At 66.9% G+C, this 18,991-nt stretch carries 18 protein-coding genes; 11 read left to right on the forward strand and 7 right to left on the reverse strand.

The window, feature by feature from the left end:
* Positions 1 to 12: 12 nt before the first annotated feature.
* Positions 13 to 1,134: an inositol-3-phosphate synthase gene (locus tag E1263_RS35500; protein WP_132175554.1), complete on the reverse strand. Its 1,122-nt coding sequence runs from the start codon at positions 1,132 to 1,134 to the stop codon at positions 13 to 15.
* Positions 1,135 to 1,250: 116 nt separating this feature from the next.
* Positions 1,251 to 2,147 (reverse strand): AraC family transcriptional regulator, encoded by an 897-nt coding sequence (locus tag E1263_RS35505; RefSeq protein ID WP_202869214.1) that lies wholly within the window; start codon positions 2,145 to 2,147, stop codon positions 1,251 to 1,253.
* A gap of 111 nt (positions 2,148 to 2,258) precedes the next feature.
* Here E1263_RS35505 and E1263_RS35510 point away from each other — a divergent pair, with 111 nt between their 5' ends.
* The 4 genes from E1263_RS35510 to E1263_RS35525 all read left to right on the forward strand — a co-directional run bounded on the left by E1263_RS35510 (position 2,259) and on the right by E1263_RS35525 (position 6,477).
* Positions 2,259 to 3,338 carry an aldo/keto reductase gene (locus tag E1263_RS35510; protein WP_132175556.1) on the forward strand — a complete coding sequence of 360 codons (1,080 nt, stop codon included), beginning with the start codon at positions 2,259 to 2,261 and terminating at the stop codon, positions 3,336 to 3,338.
* A 324-nt stretch (positions 3,339 to 3,662) separates the two neighbouring features.
* Positions 3,663 to 4,754, forward strand: coding sequence for a HesA/MoeB/ThiF family protein (locus E1263_RS35515; RefSeq protein WP_132175558.1), 1,092 nt, complete (start codon positions 3,663 to 3,665; stop codon positions 4,752 to 4,754).
* On the forward strand, positions 4,751 to 5,914 hold the full coding sequence (locus E1263_RS42970; protein ID WP_165956856.1) for a PqqD family protein: 1,164 nt from the start codon (positions 4,751 to 4,753) through the stop codon (positions 5,912 to 5,914). Before E1263_RS35515 ends, E1263_RS42970 begins: the two co-directional genes overlap by 4 nt.
* Complete coding sequence (locus E1263_RS35525; RefSeq protein WP_132175560.1) at positions 5,911 to 6,477, forward strand: DUF3105 domain-containing protein; 567 nt, start codon at positions 5,911 to 5,913, stop codon at positions 6,475 to 6,477. Before E1263_RS42970 ends, E1263_RS35525 begins: the two co-directional genes overlap by 4 nt.
* On the opposite strand, the gene E1263_RS35530 is transcribed toward E1263_RS35525, so the two are convergent.
* Positions 6,467 to 9,439 (reverse strand): AfsR/SARP family transcriptional regulator, encoded by a 2,973-nt coding sequence (locus E1263_RS35530; RefSeq protein ID WP_165956857.1) that lies wholly within the window; start codon positions 9,437 to 9,439, stop codon positions 6,467 to 6,469. The two genes, E1263_RS35525 and E1263_RS35530, sit on opposite strands and share 11 nt — an antisense overlap.
* Positions 9,440 to 9,535: 96 nt before the next feature.
* Between E1263_RS35530 and E1263_RS35535 the strand changes: the two genes are divergently transcribed.
* Entirely contained in the window at positions 9,536 to 10,204 is a 669-nt protein-coding gene (locus tag E1263_RS35535) for an alpha/beta hydrolase (RefSeq protein WP_132175564.1), read from the forward strand.
* A gap of 7 nt (positions 10,205 to 10,211) precedes the next feature.
* On the opposite strand, the gene E1263_RS35540 is transcribed toward E1263_RS35535, so the two are convergent.
* Positions 10,212 to 11,462 carry an SLC13 family permease gene (locus E1263_RS35540; protein WP_132175566.1) on the reverse strand — a complete coding sequence of 417 codons (1,251 nt, stop codon included), beginning with the start codon at positions 11,460 to 11,462 and terminating at the stop codon, positions 10,212 to 10,214.
* 115 nt (positions 11,463 to 11,577) lie between these two features.
* Between E1263_RS35540 and E1263_RS35545 the strand changes: the two genes are divergently transcribed.
* Positions 11,578 to 12,330, forward strand: coding sequence for a sulfite exporter TauE/SafE family protein (locus tag E1263_RS35545; RefSeq protein ID WP_238161853.1), 753 nt, complete (start codon positions 11,578 to 11,580; stop codon positions 12,328 to 12,330).
* Here E1263_RS35545 and E1263_RS35550 read toward each other — a convergent pair.
* Positions 12,327 to 13,325: a YdcF family protein gene (locus E1263_RS35550; protein ID WP_132175571.1), complete on the reverse strand. Its 999-nt coding sequence runs from the start codon at positions 13,323 to 13,325 to the stop codon at positions 12,327 to 12,329. The genes E1263_RS35545 and E1263_RS35550 overlap by 4 nt on opposite strands.
* Before the next feature lie 37 nt (positions 13,326 to 13,362).
* Positions 13,363 to 14,352 (reverse strand): hypothetical protein, encoded by a 990-nt coding sequence (locus tag E1263_RS35555; RefSeq protein ID WP_132175573.1) that lies wholly within the window; start codon positions 14,350 to 14,352, stop codon positions 13,363 to 13,365.
* Between the two features lie 67 nt (positions 14,353 to 14,419).
* On the opposite strand from E1263_RS35555, the gene E1263_RS35560 reads away from it, so the two are divergent.
* From E1263_RS35560 to E1263_RS35570, 3 genes are read left to right on the forward strand one after another with little or no spacing between them, the layout of a single operon-like run.
* On the forward strand, positions 14,420 to 15,643 hold the full coding sequence (locus E1263_RS35560) for a D-arabinono-1,4-lactone oxidase (protein ID WP_202869215.1): 1,224 nt from the start codon (positions 14,420 to 14,422) through the stop codon (positions 15,641 to 15,643).
* Positions 15,644 to 15,660: 17 nt separating this feature from the next.
* The gene (locus tag E1263_RS35565) at positions 15,661 to 16,074 is read left to right on the forward strand and encodes a VOC family protein (protein ID WP_132175577.1); all 414 of its coding nucleotides are present in this window, start codon (positions 15,661 to 15,663) and stop codon (positions 16,072 to 16,074) included.
* Positions 16,067 to 16,378: a hypothetical protein gene (locus tag E1263_RS35570; RefSeq protein WP_132175579.1), complete on the forward strand. Its 312-nt coding sequence runs from the start codon at positions 16,067 to 16,069 to the stop codon at positions 16,376 to 16,378. The genes E1263_RS35565 and E1263_RS35570 overlap by 8 nt, the downstream gene beginning before the upstream one ends.
* A gap of 7 nt (positions 16,379 to 16,385) precedes the next feature.
* Here E1263_RS35570 and E1263_RS35575 read toward each other — a convergent pair whose 3' ends face one another.
* Positions 16,386 to 17,666: a nicotinate phosphoribosyltransferase gene (locus E1263_RS35575; protein WP_238161854.1), complete on the reverse strand. Its 1,281-nt coding sequence runs from the start codon at positions 17,664 to 17,666 to the stop codon at positions 16,386 to 16,388.
* A 115-nt stretch (positions 17,667 to 17,781) separates the two neighbouring features.
* Here E1263_RS35575 and clpS point away from each other — a divergent pair, with 115 nt between their 5' ends.
* Together clpS and E1263_RS35585 are read left to right on the forward strand one after the other, a co-directional pair.
* Positions 17,782 to 18,069 carry an ATP-dependent Clp protease adapter ClpS gene (clpS, locus tag E1263_RS35580; protein WP_132175583.1) on the forward strand — a complete coding sequence of 96 codons (288 nt, stop codon included), beginning with the start codon at positions 17,782 to 17,784 and terminating at the stop codon, positions 18,067 to 18,069.
* A complete protein-coding gene (locus E1263_RS35585) occupies positions 18,066 to 18,617 on the forward strand; it encodes a DUF2017 domain-containing protein (protein ID WP_132175585.1) in 552 nt (183 codons plus the stop codon). The genes clpS and E1263_RS35585 overlap by 4 nt, the downstream gene beginning before the upstream one ends.
* Positions 18,618 to 18,991: the final 374 nt, after the last annotated feature.

The following is an 18,991-nucleotide window of genomic DNA, read 5'->3' on the forward strand; positions in this document are numbered from 1 at the left end:
GGGTTGGGGCGGTCATGAGGTGGCCCAGGCGACTAGGGCTTCGTATTGGGTGGAGAGGGAATGTTCCGTTGAGGCGACGGGGTCTTTGAAGTAGAAGCCTAGGAAGGGCATGGGGCCTACGTGGCCTCGCTCCAACGCCAACGCCGACAAGCGGGCCAGGTCTAGGACCAGGGGCGCAGCCAGCGCGGAGTCGCAGCCTTGCCAGGTGAATTGGAGGGTCATGCGGACGCCCAGGAAACCCGAGAAGAGGATGTGGTCCCAGGCGGTTTTCCAGTCGCCCAGGGGGTCCACGTAGTCGATGTGGACTTGGCCGGCGACGTCTGGGCCGAGCATGTCGACGAGGCCGCGTTCCTTGGAGACGTTCTTCGACTCGGCGGCTCGGGGATCGGCCAGCGTGGCGCCGTCGCCGCCGCCGAGCAGGTTGGTGCCCGACCAGGCGTGCACGGGCAATGCGCGGGCGGTAAACATCGGGGCGAGCACGCTTTTCACCAGCGTCTCGCCGGTCTTCGCGTCCTGTCCACCGAAGGGCAGACCGCGTTCGACGGCCCAGTCCCGGATTACCTGCGGCCGGATCGACGTCGACGGCGTGAAGTCGATGAACGAAGCTCCCGCCTCAAATGCCGCCAGCGCCGCCACGCAACTGCCTGGCAACGGACTACCCGAGGCGAGCGCTGACCGCAGTGCGCCGACATCGTCGTACAAGATCTCGTACGGCGGCTCTGTGGACGCGACGTTGATTGCGACAACCCGCTCCAGCGAGTGCCGTTCGGCGAAGGCGCGGATGTCCGCGGCCATCAGTTCGATGACCTCGGCCTGGGTCGGAGCGATCGGGAGGACCACCAGGTTTCTCTCGGCCGCGGCTAGCTCCGCGCTGATCAGCCCGTCGAGGCCGGCTGGGAGGACCCCGCCGGCGACGAGCCGTTCGACTTGTTTGGCGAGCGGGGTTTCGGTGACGTCGTGACCACCGAAGACCAGGTCCTCGATCGGGACGAGCCCGGCCGAGCTGAAGGCAGGGCCGGCGGTGACGACTCCGGCCGGGGGCGCGCCATGGGTGAGCGCAGCCGCGCCGGCGACGGTCGTGGTCGCGACCGATCCTCGGGCTCCGAACAACCAGACACCAACGCGTGGACGCATGGAAGCTCCTCACGCCACGGACAGCGATGGACGGCGAACGGACCGTGGCAGCGAGACTCTAAGGTCCGCGAACGCCTCCTGGGAAGCGCCTGTCCCGACTTTGTTGGGGCAACCGCCTAATTCAAGGGTTCGGCAGCATCCAAGGATCCGGCCCGGTCGGCCGACGGCGGCACCCCGAACATCCGGCGGTACTCGCGGCTGAACTGCGACAGCGACTGGTATCCGACCTCGTGCCCGATCCGCGCGACCTCGGTCCGGGTGGAGAGCAACGCGAGCCGGGCCCGCTGGAGTCGCAGCGCCTTTTGATACTGCAGCGGGCTCAGCCGGGTCACCGCCCGAAAGTGCCGGTTGAGCGTGGACACCCCCGCCCCGACATCCGCCGCCAAGGCGTCGACCCGGAGCGGCTGGTCCACGTTCTGCTGGATCCACCGTACCGCGGCCGCGACGAGCGTCGTACCGGATTCGGTGTCGCCCAACTGCCGCACGACCGACTGCTCCGAGCCGGTCAGCAACCACCAATGGATCTCCCGGATGATCCCGGGCGCGAGCACCTGGTAGTCGGCCGGTCGACGATAGAGCCGGAGCAATCGGGTGATCGCATCGAGCAAGTTGTCATCGGCCGTATTCACCGCCAACCCGGGCGCCGTGCGGGCCGGCACCCGCCGTAGCTCAGCCGGCCCTTCGAGCAGCAGTTCGGCGATCAACGCGGGCCGCAACGGCAGCCCGATGCCGACGAATGGCGTCTCCTCCGACGCCTCGGTGACCCGCCCGATCATCGGCAGATCAACAGTCACGACCAGGAACTGCCCGGCCCGGTAGTCGTAAATCTGGTCACCGACGGTCGATTGCTTGGCACCCTGCAGGACGAACGCGACCGTCGGATTGGTCGTCGACCCCATCGACTCGGTGCTCCGCGAGTTCTGGACCAGCGTCATCCCGTCGATGTCGATCCATCGATCGGGCGCACCGGTCAGCGCGAGCACGAGGTCCCGCAGCGGGGTCAAGGCGTCCATGGTTCCAGTAAACCTCGCCTTGCCCGATCTCGACGGCGGCAGAGCGGATCAGGCAAGAAGCCGGGCGCATCGTTCTACGAAAGAAGCGCCGCCAAAAGAACACTCGAAGACATGACCACCTTGGATTCTTATCTCACCGTCCCCGGCTCGGGACTGCGGATCAGCCCGGCGACCCTGGGCACCATGACGTTCGGCGAGGACCACGGCTGGGGTGCCTCGGTCGCGGACTCGGAGCGGATGCTCGACGAGTACGTCGATGCCGGCGGCAACTCGCTCGACACCGTGAACATCTACACCAACGGCCACTCCGAAGTCATCATCGGCGACTGGCTGACCGCGCACCCGGAGCTCCGCGACAGGCTCGTCCTCGGCTCGAAATTCTTCGTCAACCTGCACCCCGGCGACCCGAACGGCGGCGGCGCCGGGCGTAAAGCGATCCTGCACCAGGTCGAGGACTCACTGCGCCGACTCCGCACTGACTATCTCGACATCTACTGGCTGCACAACTTCGACCCCGCCACCCCGCGCGAGGAGACCCTGCGCGCGCTCGACGACCTCGTCCGCGCCGGCAAGATCCGGTACGTCGGCTTCTCCGACGTACCGGCGTGGGCGACGACCGAGGCGATCATGCTGGCCCGCCAGCACAGCTGGGCGCCGGTCGTGGCGATCCAGGCTGAGTACTCCCTGCTTGAGCGGACCGCGGAAGGCGAGTTGCTGCCGATGGCCCGAGCGCTGGGCGCAGGCGTGTTCCCGTGGTCGCCGCTCAAGGGCGGTTGGCTGTCCGGCAAGTTCCGCACCGGGGCGACCGAGGCCGCGGACACGATTCGGAGCCGGGACAACCGGCCGCCGGCGTCGGCGTACCCGGTGCTTGATGCTGTGCACGCAGTGGCGGCGGAGTTGGGGACGACGCCCGTTGAGGTCGCGCTCGCCTGGGTGCGCGGGACGCCTGGCGTGACGTCCACGATCCTGGGTGCCCGGCGGCCGGAACAGCTCAGCGCAAATCTTCGGTCTCTCACTGTGGACCTGCCGCCGGAGTTGCGCGCGAGGCTGGACGATGTTTCTGCGCCGGCGTTGAACTTCCCGGCGGCGAACAATTCCCTGCTGGCACCGATGCTGCAATTCGCCGGTGCGACCGTTGATGGGGTCGCCCATTCCGTTTATCCGGCATTAGTGGGGGCCGAACGGTACTGATTCTCATTCGAGGGTTTGAACGGGCGCCGAAATCATCGGGATTTCCCCCATCCTCAGGGCTGGAAATCGATGCTCTACTAAGGCTCGCGGTGGGCCCGCCGTTCCTGCATTCCGCCCAACTAGAGGGGAAACCGTCATGGACAAGGTCGAGACGAAGCCGGAACCGCGCAAGATCATGGTGCGCCGGCTCGAGAAGCTGGAGACCACCGCGGTCATCGTGGCCGACCCGGGCTGCCGTAACGAGCTCTGCGGCTAGTCAACAGCATCAGGACCGGGGCGTGGCCACACCACGCCCCGGTTCGCGCTTCTGGGGAGGGGACTCGTATGGATCGACCGCGGATCAAGGGGATTCACAAGCCGACCCGGCTGACGCCGACACTCGTCACGATCGGCGGCCGGCAGCAGGGGATCGGTGCCGAGATCGACGACGAGGACGGCATGGTCTGGCAACTGCTGGGCCTGATGGACGGCAGCCGGACGCGCTCGGAGATCGTCAAATCCCTGTGTGTACAGCGTTCTGACGTGTCAGAGGCGGAAGCAATCGAGGCGCTCCAGGCGATCATCGACGCCGGTTACGTCGAGGATGCCGCCGCACCGCCGCCGGACACTCTGAGCCCGGAAGAGGTCGATCGCTACGACCGCGCGCTCACGTACTACGCGTGGGTGGATCTGACCCCGCGCCCGTCCCGGTACGACGTACAGGCCCGTCTCAAGGCGAGCAAAGTCGTCGTACTCGGTCTTGGTGGTACTGGATCGGCGGTCGCGTCCTCATTGGTCGCCGCTGGTGTCGGCACTGTGCACTGCGCCGACTTCGACGTGATCGAGGCCGGCAACCTGACCCGCCAACTGCTCTACACCGAAGACGATCTCGGCAAGCCGAAGATCCCGGTCGCAGTCGAACGTTTGAGCAAGATCAACAAGCATGCCGTCGTCACCGGCGAGGAGATCAAGGTCGATTCGGCCGACGCGGTCGCCTATCTGATGGAGCAGGCCGACCTGATGATCCTCTGCGCGGACCAGCCGATGCACACGATCCGCGAGTGGACCAACGAGGCCGCGCTCCGCACCAAGACGCCCTGGATGATCGCCCAGTACGCCGGTCCGATGGCTGTCGTCGGACTGTTCGTTCCCGGCGAGACGTGTTGCCCCGACTGCCTGCCGAGCGTCCGCGATCGGCTGCGCGACAAGCACGGCCAAGAGCCCGAGGACCTGTTCCCGTTCACCGGCCACGCCGTGATCGCGCCGACCGCCAACCTGACCGGCCACCTCGCTGCGCTGGACGCGGTCTATCACCTCGGCGGCATCCCGACGACTACGCGCGGCCTGATGTTCCACCTCAGTCTGACCGACCTGACCTACCACTACACCGTACGACCGACCCCTGGCGCGACCTGCGCGACGTGCGGGTGGACATGAGCATCGAGCTCGCCCATGTGGTCGTCCGGCAGGAGGGTGAGGACGAGTACGTCGTCGGTGATCCGGCCAGCGGCAACTTTGTCGTCGTACCGGAGGTGGGTGCTCGCCTGGTCGAGCTGTTCGTCGCCGGCCGAAGCGCCGAGGAAGCGGCCGCGCAGCTCCAGCAGGAAACCGGCGAGGAGATCGACGCAGCCGACTTCCTCGAGGTGCTGCGCGAGGCCGGGATCACCCGAGCGCCCGAAGAGTCGCACCACTGGTCGGTCTCCCGGATCTCGGCCCGCTGGGTCCGCCCGCTGTTCGGCCGGACCGCCTGGATCCTGTACGGCGCCTGCCTGGCCGTGACGCTGGTGATGTTCGTGATCGAGCCGTCGCTGCGGCCGACGTACGAGGACACGTTCATCTTCCCCGACATCGTGCTGAGCCTGCTGGTCACCAACGTGGTCGTCATCGCTCTGACCTTCCTGCACGAGACCTGGCACGCCTTCGCGGGCGCGGCAGTCGGCGTACCGTCTCGGCTACGCCTTGAGCGCCGCGGAATCTTCCCCGTTCTCGAGACCGATTTGTCCGGCCTGTGGGCCCTCCCGCCGGCCAAACGCTACGGGCCTTTCCTTGCAGGTATGGCGATCGACAGCGTCGTCCTGTTCTTTGCCGTCGCCCCGCGCTACGCCTGGTCGCGCGGCTGGATCGACCTGTCGCCGATGCTGATCCGCATCCTCGCCATGGTCGTCCTCAGCCAGGTCGCCAAACTCGCCTTCCAAACCCTGGCCTACCTCCGCACCGACATGTACCTCGTCATGTCCACCGCCACCGGCTGCGAAAACCTCCATCAGGTCACACGGCTGTCCTTGAAACGCCTGGTACGACGCCTCACCCCCGCCGAACAAAATGTCCTGGACACCGCCCACGACCGAGATCTCCGCGTGTCCCGCTGGTACCGGCTGCTCTACCTCACCGGGCTGATCTGGATGGTCTGGTTCGCCATCCACTTCCTCCTGCCCAGCGCCAAAGTCACCTTCGGCTGGGCGTTCGGCGTACTGCTCCAAGCGCCGCCTTTCAGCCTCTACTGGTTCGAAGGCCTGGTCCTGCTCGGCTTCACGTCCCTGAACGTCTTCCTGCCCCTGGGCGTGGCCATCCGCAACCGACGAAGGGCCGCAGCATGAAGAAACGCACCGGCCTGGTCGTCGGCATCCTCGTCACCACCTTAAGCGTCCTCACCATGTCGAGCTTCGCCTTCGGGGTCCTCCTGGGTCAGTTCAGCGACCGCAAAGCCCTTGCCTGCAACGAAGTCCCCGGCACCCCGCAACCCTTCGAAGGCGATCGACACCTCGCCTATCAGAACGCTCCGCACGACGCCTATAGGACGACCCCACCCACCTCAGGCCCACACTCCCCAAGAGTCGTCATCCCCGGCATCTACCGGTCGCCGATCCCGCCGGAACTCCAGGTCCACATCCTCGAACACGGTCACGTCCTCCTCCAGTACGCCGAAGGTACGAGCCCCGCCGATATCGACCGCCTGGAACGCATCGGCCGCCGGCACCCCCGCGACGTGATCGTTGCCCCCTACCCCAATCTCCCAACGCCCGTTGCTCTGACTGCCTGGCAACGGCTGGACAAACTCGATGCCATCGACAACGACCGCATCGAAGACTTCGTCACCAAGGTCGCCGGTCGCTACAACCACCAATGGCGCAACGGCGCCACCGATTGCGTCACCCCGTGAGGTCGTCGAGCTTCTTGCGGAGACCGGGGCCGCGCGGTGCGATGTACTCCTCGGCCAGAGCCAATGCTTGGCGGAGATGATCGATGGCGGCCTGCGGATCACTGGTCGCTGCGGCATGGTCGGCCAGACCTTCGCGGGCGGCGATGACGTAGACATGGTCCTTGTCCGCCATCGCCCCTTCCAGGACAGGCTCGAACCACTCCAGTGCACTATCCGGGTCGCCGGCCGCCAGCAGGCTGTTGCCGACATGAAGCTGCATTGACCAGGTCGTGAGTCTCGAGCCGATCTTCTGAGCCGCCGCATACGCCTGCCGGTGCAGGTCGACGGCGCGTTCGACATCACGTCCGCTGTCGCGGTAGGCAGCACCGAGTGCGCCCAGGGCCCACGGCAGGCTGAACATGTTGTCCAGCTCGACCGCAAGCTCGTACGCCGCAGTCCCGGTCGCGATGGCATCGTCGACTCGGTCCAGGGCCAGGTACATGATGCTGAGCCCGCCCAGTGTGTCGGCCATCAGACCGGTGGGTTCGAATCGGCGGAAGGCAGCCACGGACTCCTCCAAGGCGACGACGGCCGCTTCGTGGTTGAACGCGTTGCCGTGCAACATGCCGATCGAGGAAAGGCTGGCGGCAAGTAGCCGGTCTTCGCGAAGCTCTCGGGCCAGTCGGGTTGCTTCCTCCAGTACGGGCAGCGCCTCGCCGTACGGGTCTAGTGTCCGCAAAGCACTGCCCAGTGCGGACAGGATGCGCGCACGCAGCAGCAGATCGCCGTCGTCGGGCAGCCGACCCAAGGCAAGGCGCAACTGCTCGGCGGCCGGTCGAGCTCCGCGCTGTGGACGGATCAAGCGGCCGCGCGCGTGCAGGACCCTCGCCTCGGACTCACGGTCGCCGAGCGCCGTCGCGGCGGCCAGCCCCAGGTCGAAGACATGGTCCTGTTGCTGGATCTTTCCGCGGCGCTCGAGATAGGTGACGACAGCCAGCGCGAGTTGCCAGGTGCGCTCATGGTTGCTGGTGGTGGCCGAGTACTCGACGGCTGCCGCCAGGTTGTCGGCTTCCGCGTCTGCCCACGCTTTGGCGTGTCTCAGGGTGGTGTGCTGAGGCACGGCCCGTGGCGGCCGGGGACCGGGATCGAAGTACCGCATGCCTTCCTGCTCGTAGAACGGATGGAAGCAGGCCTGCAGGTAGTACTCCAGGAGCCGGTCGCGGGCGGCGGTGTGCGTCTCGGGCGAATCGTTCGCGCTGGTGAGCTGGGTGGCGTAGTCGCGGAGGAGGTCGTGGAACACGTAGCGGCCGGGCGCGCGCTGCAGAAGAAGATTGGCGTCGACAAGGGCCTCCGCCAGATCTGAGGCCTCGAGCGGGTCGAGGTCGGCCAGGGCAGCGGCGCCGTACTGGTCGAGGTCGCGCCCGGGGAGGAGGCTGAGCAGACGGAAGAATTCCTGCTGGTCCGACGGTAGTTGTTCGTAGGAGAGGGCGAAGGCGGTAGAGATTCCGAGGCCGTCGGCGGTCAGTTCGGAGAGCCGGCGGCCGACGCGGTCCAGGCGGTCGTTGATGTGGGCAACGGTCCAGGTCGGGCGGTGCCGCAGGCGGGCACCGGCAATGCGGAGTGCGAGCGGGAGGTTGCCGCAGCGGTCGATGAGACCGTTGCTGGCAGCAACGTCCTCGGTGGCGCGGTCGGCGCCGACCAGCTGCGTCAGGAGGGCAGTCGCGTCGTTCGCAGCAAGGAGATCCAGGTGTAGTTGCTCGCGGACGTCGAGGCCGGTCAGCTGGTTCCGGCTGGTGATCAGTACGCCGCACGTCGGCGAGCCCGGCAACAGCGGTAGCACCGATCCGCTGCTCGCCGCGTTGTCCAGCACGATCAGCATCCGGCGACCGGCAACCGTCGTGCGCCACAACGAGCGTGCCGCTTCCAGCTCCGCCGGAATGGCCGTCGTACCGACTCCGGCGCCGACGAGCAGATGGTCCAGCGCCGCTTTGGTGTTGCGGGGCGAATGACCTGGCGAGTGCCCGTGCAGATCGACGTACAGGACACCGTCCGGATAACGCTCCGCCAGTCGGCGGGCGGTGTGGACTGCAAGCGCCGTCTTGCCGACCCCGCCCATCCCGTCCACGGCAACCACCGGCGGCGCCGTACTGGAGCTGTCGAGTGCCTGGACCAGTACGGCGACCTCCGCGGCCCGGCCGACGAAGACCGCACCGGCGTAAGGCAGCTCGTCCCGGGCTCGGGAAGCGGCCTCGTTCCGCAGGATGCTCTGGTGGATCTCGCGCAGCGCAGGCCCAGGCTCGACACCCAGCTGATCGATCAGTGTCTCGCGAGTGCGGGTGTAGAGCGCCAAGGCCTCAGCCTGGCGGCCATCCGCTGACAGCGCCCGCATCAGTTGACCGGTGAGCCGCTCGTCGAAGGGCTTGGCCGCAACCACGGGCACCAGCTCGGCCACCAACGCAGTTGTCCGCCCACGGTCGAGCTCGACGTCCACACGATCGCCGAAGACCTTGTCTCGACGCTCGTTCAGGCGCTGCCGCTGGGCGGCTAGATACGGCCCACCCAACCCAGCCAACGGCTCCCCGCGAAACAGTCCCAGTGCCTCGTCGTAGGCAGCCGCAGCCCCGGCGAGATCCCCGCTCTCCCGAAGCCGGGCCGCTCGACGGTCAGCGGCCTCGAAGTCGGCGACATCGAGCGATCCCGGCGGCAGCCGCAGCACGTACCCGTCAGGCGTCCGCACGAGCACGTCCGGTGGGAGCATCTGCCGCAGGCGATAGACGTAGGGCGGCACCACCTTCAGCCCGCTCCCGGGCGGATTGTCGTGCCACACGAGGTCGAGGAGCTCTTCCGGCGTACAGACCTGGTTGGCTCGCACAGCGAGCACGGCCAGCAAGGCCTGCAACTGATGCGCACCGACCGTGATCGCCTGGTCCTCCCGGAGCACCCGCAGCGGTCCAAGAACCTCGATGCGTAGCGCGGCGGTCACGGGATCAGTCTGCCCTATTTCACTGAGCGGAACCCTGCGCTTGCCGTGAGGCGGGCGGGAGAGTGCACTGGGCCAACCTGGTGAATGGAGAGCGTGATGGCCGGTCGTCCTGCTGTGTTGCTGGTGCATGGCGCCTGGCATGGGTCGTGGTGCTGGGAGCCGTTGAAAGAGCTGCTGACGAAGGATGGCTGGCGGGTTGAGACCGTCGATCTGCCGAGCGTCGGTTCAGGCCGCCATGGGTTGCATGACGACGCGCGGGTGGTCCGGGAGGCGATGGGCGCAATCGGCGGACCGGTGGTCGTGGTGGCCCACTCGTACGGCGGTGAGCCTGCGACCGAAGGTTCAGCGGGACACCCCGCGGTGCAACGCCTGATCTATGTGGCCGCGTTCTTGCTGGATGTCGGTGAGTCGTTGCTCGGCGCGATCGGCGGGACGCCACCGCCGTGGTGGGACGTCGACGGCGACGTGATTCGGCCGCTGACCCCGGAAGCCGTGTTCTTCAACGACATCGACGACCCGACCGACGCCGTACGGCGGCTTGAACCGCAGAGCTACCGGGCTGTCACCGACGAGCTGACGGCGGCTGCGTGGCGGTCGACGGAGAGCACCTATGTCGTGTGTGAGAACGACCAGGCGATTCCGGTTTTTGCGCAGGAGGCGATGGCGCAGCGGGCAGGCAAGGTGGAGCGACTGGCCTCCGGGCACTCGCCGTTTCTGTCGTGCCCGGAGGAGCTGGCCGCGATCATCACAAAGTCGATCGGCTGAGCTGCACTCACCATCCCGGGGCCACCAGCGCGGCCCAGACGAGCAGCGGTCCGACGACAACCACGATCACGCTGTAGGTCAGGATCTGCTTGTAGTACACGGGTTCCGCGATCGTGTCCGGCCGGTTCGCGAGCATCAGGGCGCCGTTCGTGGAGAACGGGCTGACGTCGACGATGGTCGAGGCGACCGCGAGGGCGGCGACGAACAGGCCGGCGTTCAAGTGACCGTGGGCGATCAGCGGGAGCGCGATCGGGATGATGACCGGCAGGAGCGCGGTCGAGGAAGCGAAGGCCGAGACCACACCGCCGACGTAGCAGAGGATGAGCGCCCCGATGACGGCCGCGCCGAGCCCGGCGGCCCACTTGCCGACGAACTGCGGTGATCCCGCTTCGGTGAGGATCGCGGCGTACGTGCTGACCCCGGCGACCAGGAGGACGGTCGGCCAGGCGACCTGCTTGGCGGCGTCCTTGTTCTTGATCGGGGAGACGATCGCGAGGATGACCGCGGCGGTGATCGCGACGAAGCCGATGTTCTTGTCGAAGACCAGCGCGACGACCGCGACCCCGAGGAACGCGATCAGGGTCAGGATCTGGTCGCGGCCCGGCTTGCCGGCGGCAGTCTCGGTGGGCAGTTCGATCTGGTCGGCGCGCTGGGCGATCAGCTTCCGCCCGCCGAGAACCACGAACAGGATCGTCGCCATCACCAGGTTGACGGCCAGGCTGGACAGGAAGACGGTGACCTCGCTGTTCGGGAGGCCGTTGTCGGCCATCACCGAGTTCGTGATCGTGCCGTAGATGCTGATCGGCGAGAACCCGCCACCCTGCGCGCCGTGGACGACGAACATGCCCATCATCAGCGGGTTGATCTTGTACCGCGCCGCGAAGCCGAGCGCGATTGGCCCGATGATCGCGCACGCGGCCGGGCTGGCCGCACCGATCGCAGTCAGTACGGCGGTCACCGCGAACATGACCCACGGAATCAGCGCGACCCGTCCGCCGACCCCGCGGACCGCGCCCCTGACTATCAGGTCGACCGTGCCGTTGTTCTTGGCGATCGCGAACAGGAACGTGACGCCGATCAGGGTGAGGACGAGGTCCCCGCTGATCCCGGCCAGGATCTCCTTCTCGGTGAGGTGCAGCGAGTACATGCCCACGAGCCACGCCGCGACGTACGCGAGGGCGCCCATGTTGATGGGCAGCACGGTGCCCACGACGAACAACGCGACGAGCGCGAGGATCGCCACCCATTCAGGTCCCATGACATGTCCTTCTTCCGGGCGGCTGGAGGACAGACAGTGAGTCCTACCTCACAGTGAGTATGAGCAGTGACCTAGCCAATAGGTCAGTACATCGGTTGTCAATATGCTTCGTGGCATGGACCTGGCAGTGATCGCGGCAGGCTTCGGTGCCGGCATCCTCACCTCGACAGTGGGTGTTGCGTCGCTACTGAGCTTCCCGGTGCTGATCGCGCTGGGCATTCCGCCGGTCGTCGCGAATGTCTCGAACACCATCGGCCTCCTACCGGGATCGCTGACCGGCTCCATCGGCTACCGGCGTGAACTCCGTGAAGTGCCACGGCCGATCACGATTGCCGTCATCGCCTTGTGTTCGGTCGGTTCGATCGGCGGCGTCGTACTGCTGCTTGCGCTGCCGCCCGGAGTCTTCGCTGCCCTCGCGCCCTGGCTGATCCTGTTCACCTGCCTGATCGTCGGCGCCCAGCCGCGCATCTCCCGCTGGCTCCGCGCCCGCAGCGACCAGCCCCACGGCCTTCGTACGTCGATGTCTCCGGCAACGTATTTCTTCACCGCCCTGACCGGCGTGTACGGCGGCTATTTCGGCGCCGGTGCCGGCGTCATGATGATGGCGGTCCTCGGGCTGGGCCTCGACCTCGAACTCCGGGTCGTCAACGGCCTCAAAACCCTGTCTCTGCTGGCCGCCAACGTCGTCGCCAGCGCCATCTTCGTCGTGATCGCCGACATCAACTGGAGGGCGGCCGCACTGCTGGCCATCGGCTCACTCGCCGGCGGCTACCTCGGCTCCCACATCGGCCGCCGTATCCCCGGCGGCCTGCTCCGCACCCTGATCGTCATCGCCGGCATCATCGCCGCCGTCCTCATGCTGCGCTAGATGAACTGCACGAACGGCAGCAGGAACAGGAACCCGCAGATGATCCCGTTGATCCACTTGTGGCTGAACAGGATCGCGACGAATTCGCGGATGGTTGCCGTCGGCCAGTAGTAGCGGGCGGTGGGGGAGCCGACGACCTGGCCGTTGACCTTGGCCTTGCGGGCGGTGAGGGCGGCGCGGAAGGCGTGAAAGTTGTTGGTGACGATCAAGCACCGGTACTTCGGATTGCGGGCGACCATCAGGGCCCGGCTGAAGCGCAGGTTCTCGGTGGTGGTGGTCGATTTGTCCTCGCGCAGGATCTGGTCCGCGGGGACACCGCGCTCGACCAGGTACGTCGCCATCGCGTGCGACTCGGGGATGTCCTCACCGGGCCCTTGGCCGCCGGCCGTGATGATCATCGGGCTGCGGCCTTTGCGTACCGCGCGGTCGTAGACGAGCTTGCCGCGGTCGAGCCTGCTCGCGAGGAGCGGTGGGACGCGGGAGCCGCGGAGGCCGGAACCCAGCACGATCACGAAGTCGATCTTGCGGGACGACCGGACGCGGCTGTAGACGAACGCGTAGATCAGGAAACACACGAACAGGAACGAGACGTAGGTCAGCACCCCGCCGATCGCGGTCAGCAGTGCCGAGAGCGGCCGCGATTCGAGCAGCTGCGAGATGATCCCGAAGATCACCAGGCCGAAGATTCCGATCCCGGCCGCCAGCGACAGCAGGTTCGCCGGCCGGCGTCCCTCGCGGCGCAGCATCGTCACGCCGTTGACGGTGAGGAAGATGGCCAGGACGCCGATCGTGACCGGGATCAGGAAGATGATCCCGTAGGCGACCAGTTCGGCCAGGGTGCGGTTCACCTCCGCGATGGCGAACAGGCCGCCGAGCCCGGCGAACATGATGGCCAGCACCAGGAAGATGCTGTTGCGGAACAGGCGGCGGTCGTACAGGAAGCTGATTCCGAAGATCAGGAACCAGAACCCGGCGATCGAGAAGCAGATGGTCATCGGGCGCCATCCAACCATCGGAGGGCGCCCGATCACCTCACGCCAGGCTGGTCAGTGACGAAATCGATGCTTTGTGCAACCGGGTGATGACATTCTTGGTGGTCTTGTCCGAGCGGTACGGGTACGAGCCCGACTCGAACACCAGGTACGCACGGCCGCCGTACTCGGTGATGCCCTCGGACATGCTCGGCGCCCGGAAGCAGGACAGCTTGGCCTTGTCGAGATCCGGCTGGCCACGGCGAACGACGTACAGGTTGGAGAGCTTGTCGCGCCCGTACGACGTGCTGTAGACGAAGTGCGTCTTCGTGACGAGTAGGCCCTGGGTCTTGGTCGGGACCTCCCAGGCCTTGTTGACCGTGACGAGCGTGCCGTTGCTCTTGATCTTGTACTCGTACATCTTGTCGCGGCCGTCCTTGTTGAACTTGCCCGACCACAGCGAATCGCCGTAGCTGGTCAGGAACGACGCGCCGTAGACCTTGCGCTCGGAGCCGACGGCCTTCACGTACGGCGTTCCGGCCTTCTTCATCGCGGCGGCCAGCGTGGACAGCTTGTACTTGCGGATGCCGTTGGTGCTGCCCTGGACGAAGGCCCAGCCCATCGACGTCGTGATGCCGCCGCCGTGCGTCTCGGCGATCGCGACGTCACCGACGACCTTGTTGGTGGCCGGGTCGATGCCGACGATCAGCGACTGCTTGCCGGTGTGGTACATCGTCACCAGCAGCAGGTCCTTCTTGCCGGACCAGTTCCACCAGGTGCCGATGCCCTGCGGGACGTAGGAGCCGAGCTTGGGCAGCGCGGCGCTGTTGCTGAAGCGGGTGTCGTACTTCTTCGAGGCCGACGGGCCGTCGTAGAAGTGCTTGCCACCGGCCTTGGTGTCGCAGCTGATCGCCCGCGTCGCCGCAACGGTGGCTGCCGCTGCTGGCTGGGAAGGTCCCTTCAGTGCGACGGTGGTGGCGGTGCCGGCCGCGAGTACGCCGGCCAGTCCGAGGGTGAGGGCGACCCGGCGGCGGGTCATCGAAAGTCGCATTGTCCGACCTTAACGCGCGATGGTGTGAAAGAGTCATCCAGTCTTGGTACGACGGAAGGGGCTAGCTGTGGTTGCGAACTGGGCCGGTAACGTCGAATTCTCCAGCGTGCTCGAACGGCCACGATCAGTGGCCGAACTGCAGGAGCTGATCGCCGCCGCGGAGAAGGTCCGCGTGCTCGGCACCGGCCACTCCTTCAACCGGATCGCCGACACCTCCGGCACTTTGCTAACCGTCGCCGACCTGCCGAAGGTGCTCGAGATCGGCACGTCCGGGGCGACCGTTTCGGCAGGCCTCCGGTACGGCGAGATCACCGCGGCCCTGCAGGCTCGTGGCCTGGCGCTCCACAACCTCGGCTCGCTCCCGCACATCTCGGTGGCCGGTGCCTGCGCGACCGGGACCCACGGTTCCGGCGACACCAACGGACCGCTGGCCGATGCGGTCTACGCGATCACGTTCATCGACTCGTCCGGCTCGCTGGTCACGCTGACCCGCGACGATCCCGACTTCAACGGCGCGGTCATCTCACTCGGCGCGTTCGGCGTGATGGTGAGCATGACGCTCAATGTGGAGCGCTCGTACGAAATCACCCAGGTCGTGTACGACGGCCTGCCGGTGCAGCGACTGCAGTCGAGCTTCGACGCGGTGATGAGCAGCGCCTACAGCGTCAGTGCGTTCACCGACTGGGTCGACCCGGATGTGATGGTCTGGCGTAAGCAGAAGACTCCGGCGTTCGACCGTGAATGGCTGGGCGCAAAGGTTGCCGACGGCCCCCGGCACCCGATCAAGGTGATGCCGGCTGATTACGCTACCGAGCAGGGCGGCATACCGGGACCGTGGAACGAGCGGTTGCCGCACTTCCGCCTGGAGTTCACGCCCAGCAACGGTGACGAGTTGCAGTCCGAATACTTCGTTCCCCGCCGACGCGGCGCCGAAGCCGTCGAGATCCTGCGTTCCCTGGGCAGCCAACTGGCGCCGGTCATCCAGGTCTCCGAAATCCGCACCATCGCCAAGTCCGACCTCTGGCTGAGCCCGAGCCAAGGCCGCGACACGGTCGCCCTCCACTTCACTTGGATCCAGGACGAGGACGCCGTGCGGCCGGTTGTTGAGGCGCTCGAAGCGGCCTTGGCCCCGCTCGACGCCCGCCCGCACTGGGGCAAGGTCTTCGCTGCCGACGCAGCCACCCTCGCCCAGCGTTACCCGAAGGTTCCCGACTTCATCGCGCTCGCCGGCCGCTACGACCCAGCCGGCAAGTTCCGCAACGACTACCTGGACACCTACCTGCCTAGGTGAGGTGACAAAATCGCGGGATGTTGCGACTTACCGACTTCATCATCGACTGCCCGGACGCGATGGAGCTGGCAGCCTTCTACTCTGCGGTGACGGCGACTCCGGTCAAGGAGAGCAGTAACGAGAACTGGGCCGGTATCACGTTCGGCAAGATCGAGCTGGCCTTCGTTCCGGTGGAGGACTACCGCGCTCCGCAGTGGCCCGACAGTGAACACCCCAAGCAGTTTCACCTCGATTTCGAAGTCGACGACATCGAGGCCGAGCAGCGCCGCGTCCTGGACCTCGGCGCGACCCTGTTGCGGGAGCACACCGACGCGGACGGCTACGGCTTCCGCATCTACGCGGATCCGGTCGGCCACCCCTTCTGCCTCTGCCGCAACAAGGGCGTCGTCTGGACCGATGAAGGACCTAGCTGGGGACCGAGCGGTGTCTGACCGACCTGAGATTGTCTGCATCTGCGGCTCTGCCCGGTTCGCCGACGAGATGAGTGCGGCGAACCGTGAGCTGACCTTCGCAGGCGTCATCGTCGTCGCGCCAGGGTTCTTCCCGCGCGCCGACGATCAGGTGATCACCGACGAGCAGAAGACCGCGTTGGGCGACCTTCACCTGCGCAAGATCGACCTGGCTGATCGGGTTCTGATCGTGAACCCGGGCGGGTACATCGGCGAGGCCACGACCAGGGAGATCGCCTACGCTCGCGCCACGGGCAAGCCTGTCGCGTTCACCGATCCCGCCTGACCATTCGTCACTTGGGACTCCAGGCGTTCTGGGCGGTGTAGTCACCGACGTACTGGGTCTGGATGGCGGGTTCGCCGCGGCTGAGCTGGCTGGCGTAGCGGGGGAGTTCGTCGCGGACCTTGAGGTGGTGCGCCTGCGACTCGGCGGGCGTGGTGCGGCCGATGACCTCACCGTCCTTGACCAGCGGTTGCAGGAGCTCGCGGTCGTCGCCGTCGTCCTCCGGCAGGCTGCCGACGCCGATCAGCTCGGCTTCGGCGACACCGGCCGCCGTACGGCGTCGTAGGGCCCACTTGCGGCCGCCGATCGAGATCTTGTCGACGCTCTTCTTCGCCACCGGCTGCAGCTCGCCGGACGCGTCTTCGCGGGCGACCAGTTTGTAGACGAACCCGCAGGTCGGATGACCCGAGCCGGTGACGAGCGACGTACCGACTCCGTAGCCGTCGACCGGGGCCGGGGCGAGCGCGGCGATCTGGAATTCGTCCAGGTCCGAGGTGACGATGATCCGGGTCTTGGTGGCGCCCAGGGCGTCCAGCTGCTCCCGCACCTGACCGGCCAGGGACGGAAGGTCACCAGAATCCAGCCGTACGGCGCCCAGCTCCGGGCCGGTGATCTCGATCGCGGTCCGGACCGCGGCGGCGACGTCGTACGTGTCGACGAGGAGCGTCGTGCGCTTGCCGAGGGCATCGACCTGGGAGACGAAGGCATCGCGCTCGGTGTCGTGCAGCAGCGTGAACGAGTGCGCCGCCGTCCCCGCGCTGGGGATGCCGTAGCGGTGCGCGGCCTCGAGGTTGGAGGTGGTGGCGAAACCGGCGATGTACGCCGCCAGTGCGGACGCGACCGCGGCTTCCTCGTGGGTGCGGCGGGAGCCCATCTCGATACAGGGCCGGCCGCCGGCCCACCAGGTCATCCGGGAGGCGGCCGAGGCGACCGCGGAGTCGTGGTTCAGGATCGACAGGAAGACGGTCTCCAGCAGGACTGCCTCGGCGAAACTGGACTCCACGACGAGCACCGGGGAGCCGGGGAAGAAGATTTCGCCGTCGGCGTAGCCGGAGATGTCCCCGGTGAAGCGGTAGTCGGCCAGCCAGTCGCGGGTCACTTGGTCGACAACACCCCGATCGGCCAGGAAGGCGATCGCCCGCTCGTCGAAGCGGAACTGCTCCAGGGCATCGAGCAGCCGGTTCACCCCGGCGACGACGCCGTAGCGGCGGCCGTCGGGCAGCCGGCGGGCGAACAGCTCGAAGACCGAGCGGCGCTGCGCCGTGCCGTCGGCGAGGCTGGCCTGGAGCATGGTCAACTCGTAGTGGTCCGTCAGGAGCGCGGTCGAGGTGTTCACAAGGGCAGCCTATTGCGAACTCAGCCATACCCATTGTGAAGTGACCGGGACCAGTGGAGAGAATGGGGCCGTGACCACCGCACCGAGTGAGCTCGACAGCCCCGAAGTCGACGAGGCGATCCAGCTGAGCCCACCCTGGGTGACGATCGTCTGGAACGATCCGGTCAATCTGATGGACTACGTGACCTTCGTCTTCCAGACATACTTCGGCTACTCCAAGGCCAAGGCGGAGAAGCTGATGAAGCAGGTCCACGAGGAGGGCAAGTCCGCGGTGTCGAACGGTAACCGGGAGTCGATGGAACGCGACGTCGAGGCGATGCACTCCTACGGTCTGTGGGCCACCTGCGAGAAGTCGTGACGCGGTTCCGCAAGCGCCGCAAGATCGTCGCGGTCAGCTTCGCCGAGCACGAGGCCGACATCCTCGCCAACCTGCTCCGCAACCTGATCGAACTCCTGTACGACGGCCTGCCCCCGCGCGAAACCGAGTCCAGCGACCCGCTCGCCGCCCTGCTCGACTCCGACGGCCCCACCTCGCCGCCCGAGGACATCGTCCTGCAGCGCCTGTTCCCCGACGCCTACGGCTCCGACGACATGGCCTCCGGTGAGTTCCGCCGCTTCACCGAACGCGGCCTCCGCGAAGGCAAGGTCACCGACGCCAAACGCGTCCTGTCGGCGTTGGAAGAGTCCGGCGCCGACGAGATCGCCCTCGAACCCGACGAACAACTCTCCTGGCTGAGGGCGTTGAACGACCTCCGCCTGGCCATCGGCACCCGTCTCGACATCAAAGACGAAGACGACTACGGCACTTGGGAAAAGCTCCCCGAAGACGACCCCCGCCGCCTCACCTACGACCTCTACGACTGGCTCGGCTACCTCCAGTCAGCCCTCCTCCACAACATGCGCTGAACGCGGACGCCGAAAGGACACCGCCTCCGGCGGCGACAGCTCTTCGGGGCACCTCGACGTGCTTACGCGCCGAACGGTTGAGCCCGGGCAAGTGCGGTGCCGGGGCCGGGGTCGGCGGCGGCTTTGTCATCCGGGTGGCGGCGTACCGACGGACTGGTAGTGGTCTGGGTGACGGGCGCGGATTGTGCTGCGCTGAGCGTGGGCGGCAGGCCGGTCGGCGACTACTACCAGTTCTTCTGCACGCCTGGTCCTGAGGCCGGCAGTCACTGGGCGGCGTGCGGACCGCTGTCACCCACCAAGTGGCTGGCGAGAGGTGATGCGGGGCGGGTTTAGGCGTGGGGCGCTTGCATGGGGGCGCGTTAGTGGGTGGTGGG

It is taken from the genome of Kribbella antibiotica, assembly GCF_004349055.1.
Taxonomy (GTDB): Bacteria; Actinomycetota; Actinomycetes; order Propionibacteriales; family Kribbellaceae; genus Kribbella; species Kribbella antibiotica.

What these genes read in the sequence shown, in the direction of transcription:
- E1263_RS35550 (WP_132175571.1), bottom strand. Translation starts at nt 13,325, where the DNA reads ATGACCATCTGCTTCTCGATCGCCGGGTTCTGGTTCCTGATCTTCGGA.
- E1263_RS35535 (WP_132175564.1), top strand. Translation starts at nt 9,536, where the DNA reads ATGGCCGGTCGTCCTGCTGTGTTGCTGGTGCATGGCGCCTGGCATGGG.
- E1263_RS35505 (WP_202869214.1), bottom strand. Translation starts at nt 2,147, where the DNA reads ATGGACGCCTTGACCCCGCTGCGGGACCTCGTGCTCGCGCTGACCGGT.
- E1263_RS35525 (WP_132175560.1), top strand. Translation starts at nt 5,911, where the DNA reads ATGAAGAAACGCACCGGCCTGGTCGTCGGCATCCTCGTCACCACCTTA.
- E1263_RS42970 (WP_165956856.1), top strand. Translation starts at nt 4,751, where the DNA reads ATGAGCATCGAGCTCGCCCATGTGGTCGTCCGGCAGGAGGGTGAGGAC.
- E1263_RS35515 (WP_132175558.1), top strand. Translation starts at nt 3,663, where the DNA reads ATGGATCGACCGCGGATCAAGGGGATTCACAAGCCGACCCGGCTGACG.
- E1263_RS35540 (WP_132175566.1), bottom strand. Translation starts at nt 11,462, where the DNA reads ATGGGACCTGAATGGGTGGCGATCCTCGCGCTCGTCGCGTTGTTCGTC.
- E1263_RS35575 (WP_238161854.1), bottom strand. Translation starts at nt 17,666, where the DNA reads ATGCTCCAGGCCAGCCTCGCCGACGGCACGGCGCAGCGCCGCTCGGTC.
- E1263_RS35510 (WP_132175556.1), top strand. Translation starts at nt 2,259, where the DNA reads ATGACCACCTTGGATTCTTATCTCACCGTCCCCGGCTCGGGACTGCGG.
- E1263_RS35565 (WP_132175577.1), top strand. Translation starts at nt 15,661, where the DNA reads ATGTTGCGACTTACCGACTTCATCATCGACTGCCCGGACGCGATGGAG.
- E1263_RS35545 (WP_238161853.1), top strand. Translation starts at nt 11,578, where the DNA reads ATGGACCTGGCAGTGATCGCGGCAGGCTTCGGTGCCGGCATCCTCACC.
- E1263_RS35500 (WP_132175554.1), bottom strand. Translation starts at nt 1,134, where the DNA reads ATGCGTCCACGCGTTGGTGTCTGGTTGTTCGGAGCCCGAGGATCGGTC.
- E1263_RS35555 (WP_132175573.1), bottom strand. Translation starts at nt 14,352, where the DNA reads ATGCGACTTTCGATGACCCGCCGCCGGGTCGCCCTCACCCTCGGACTG.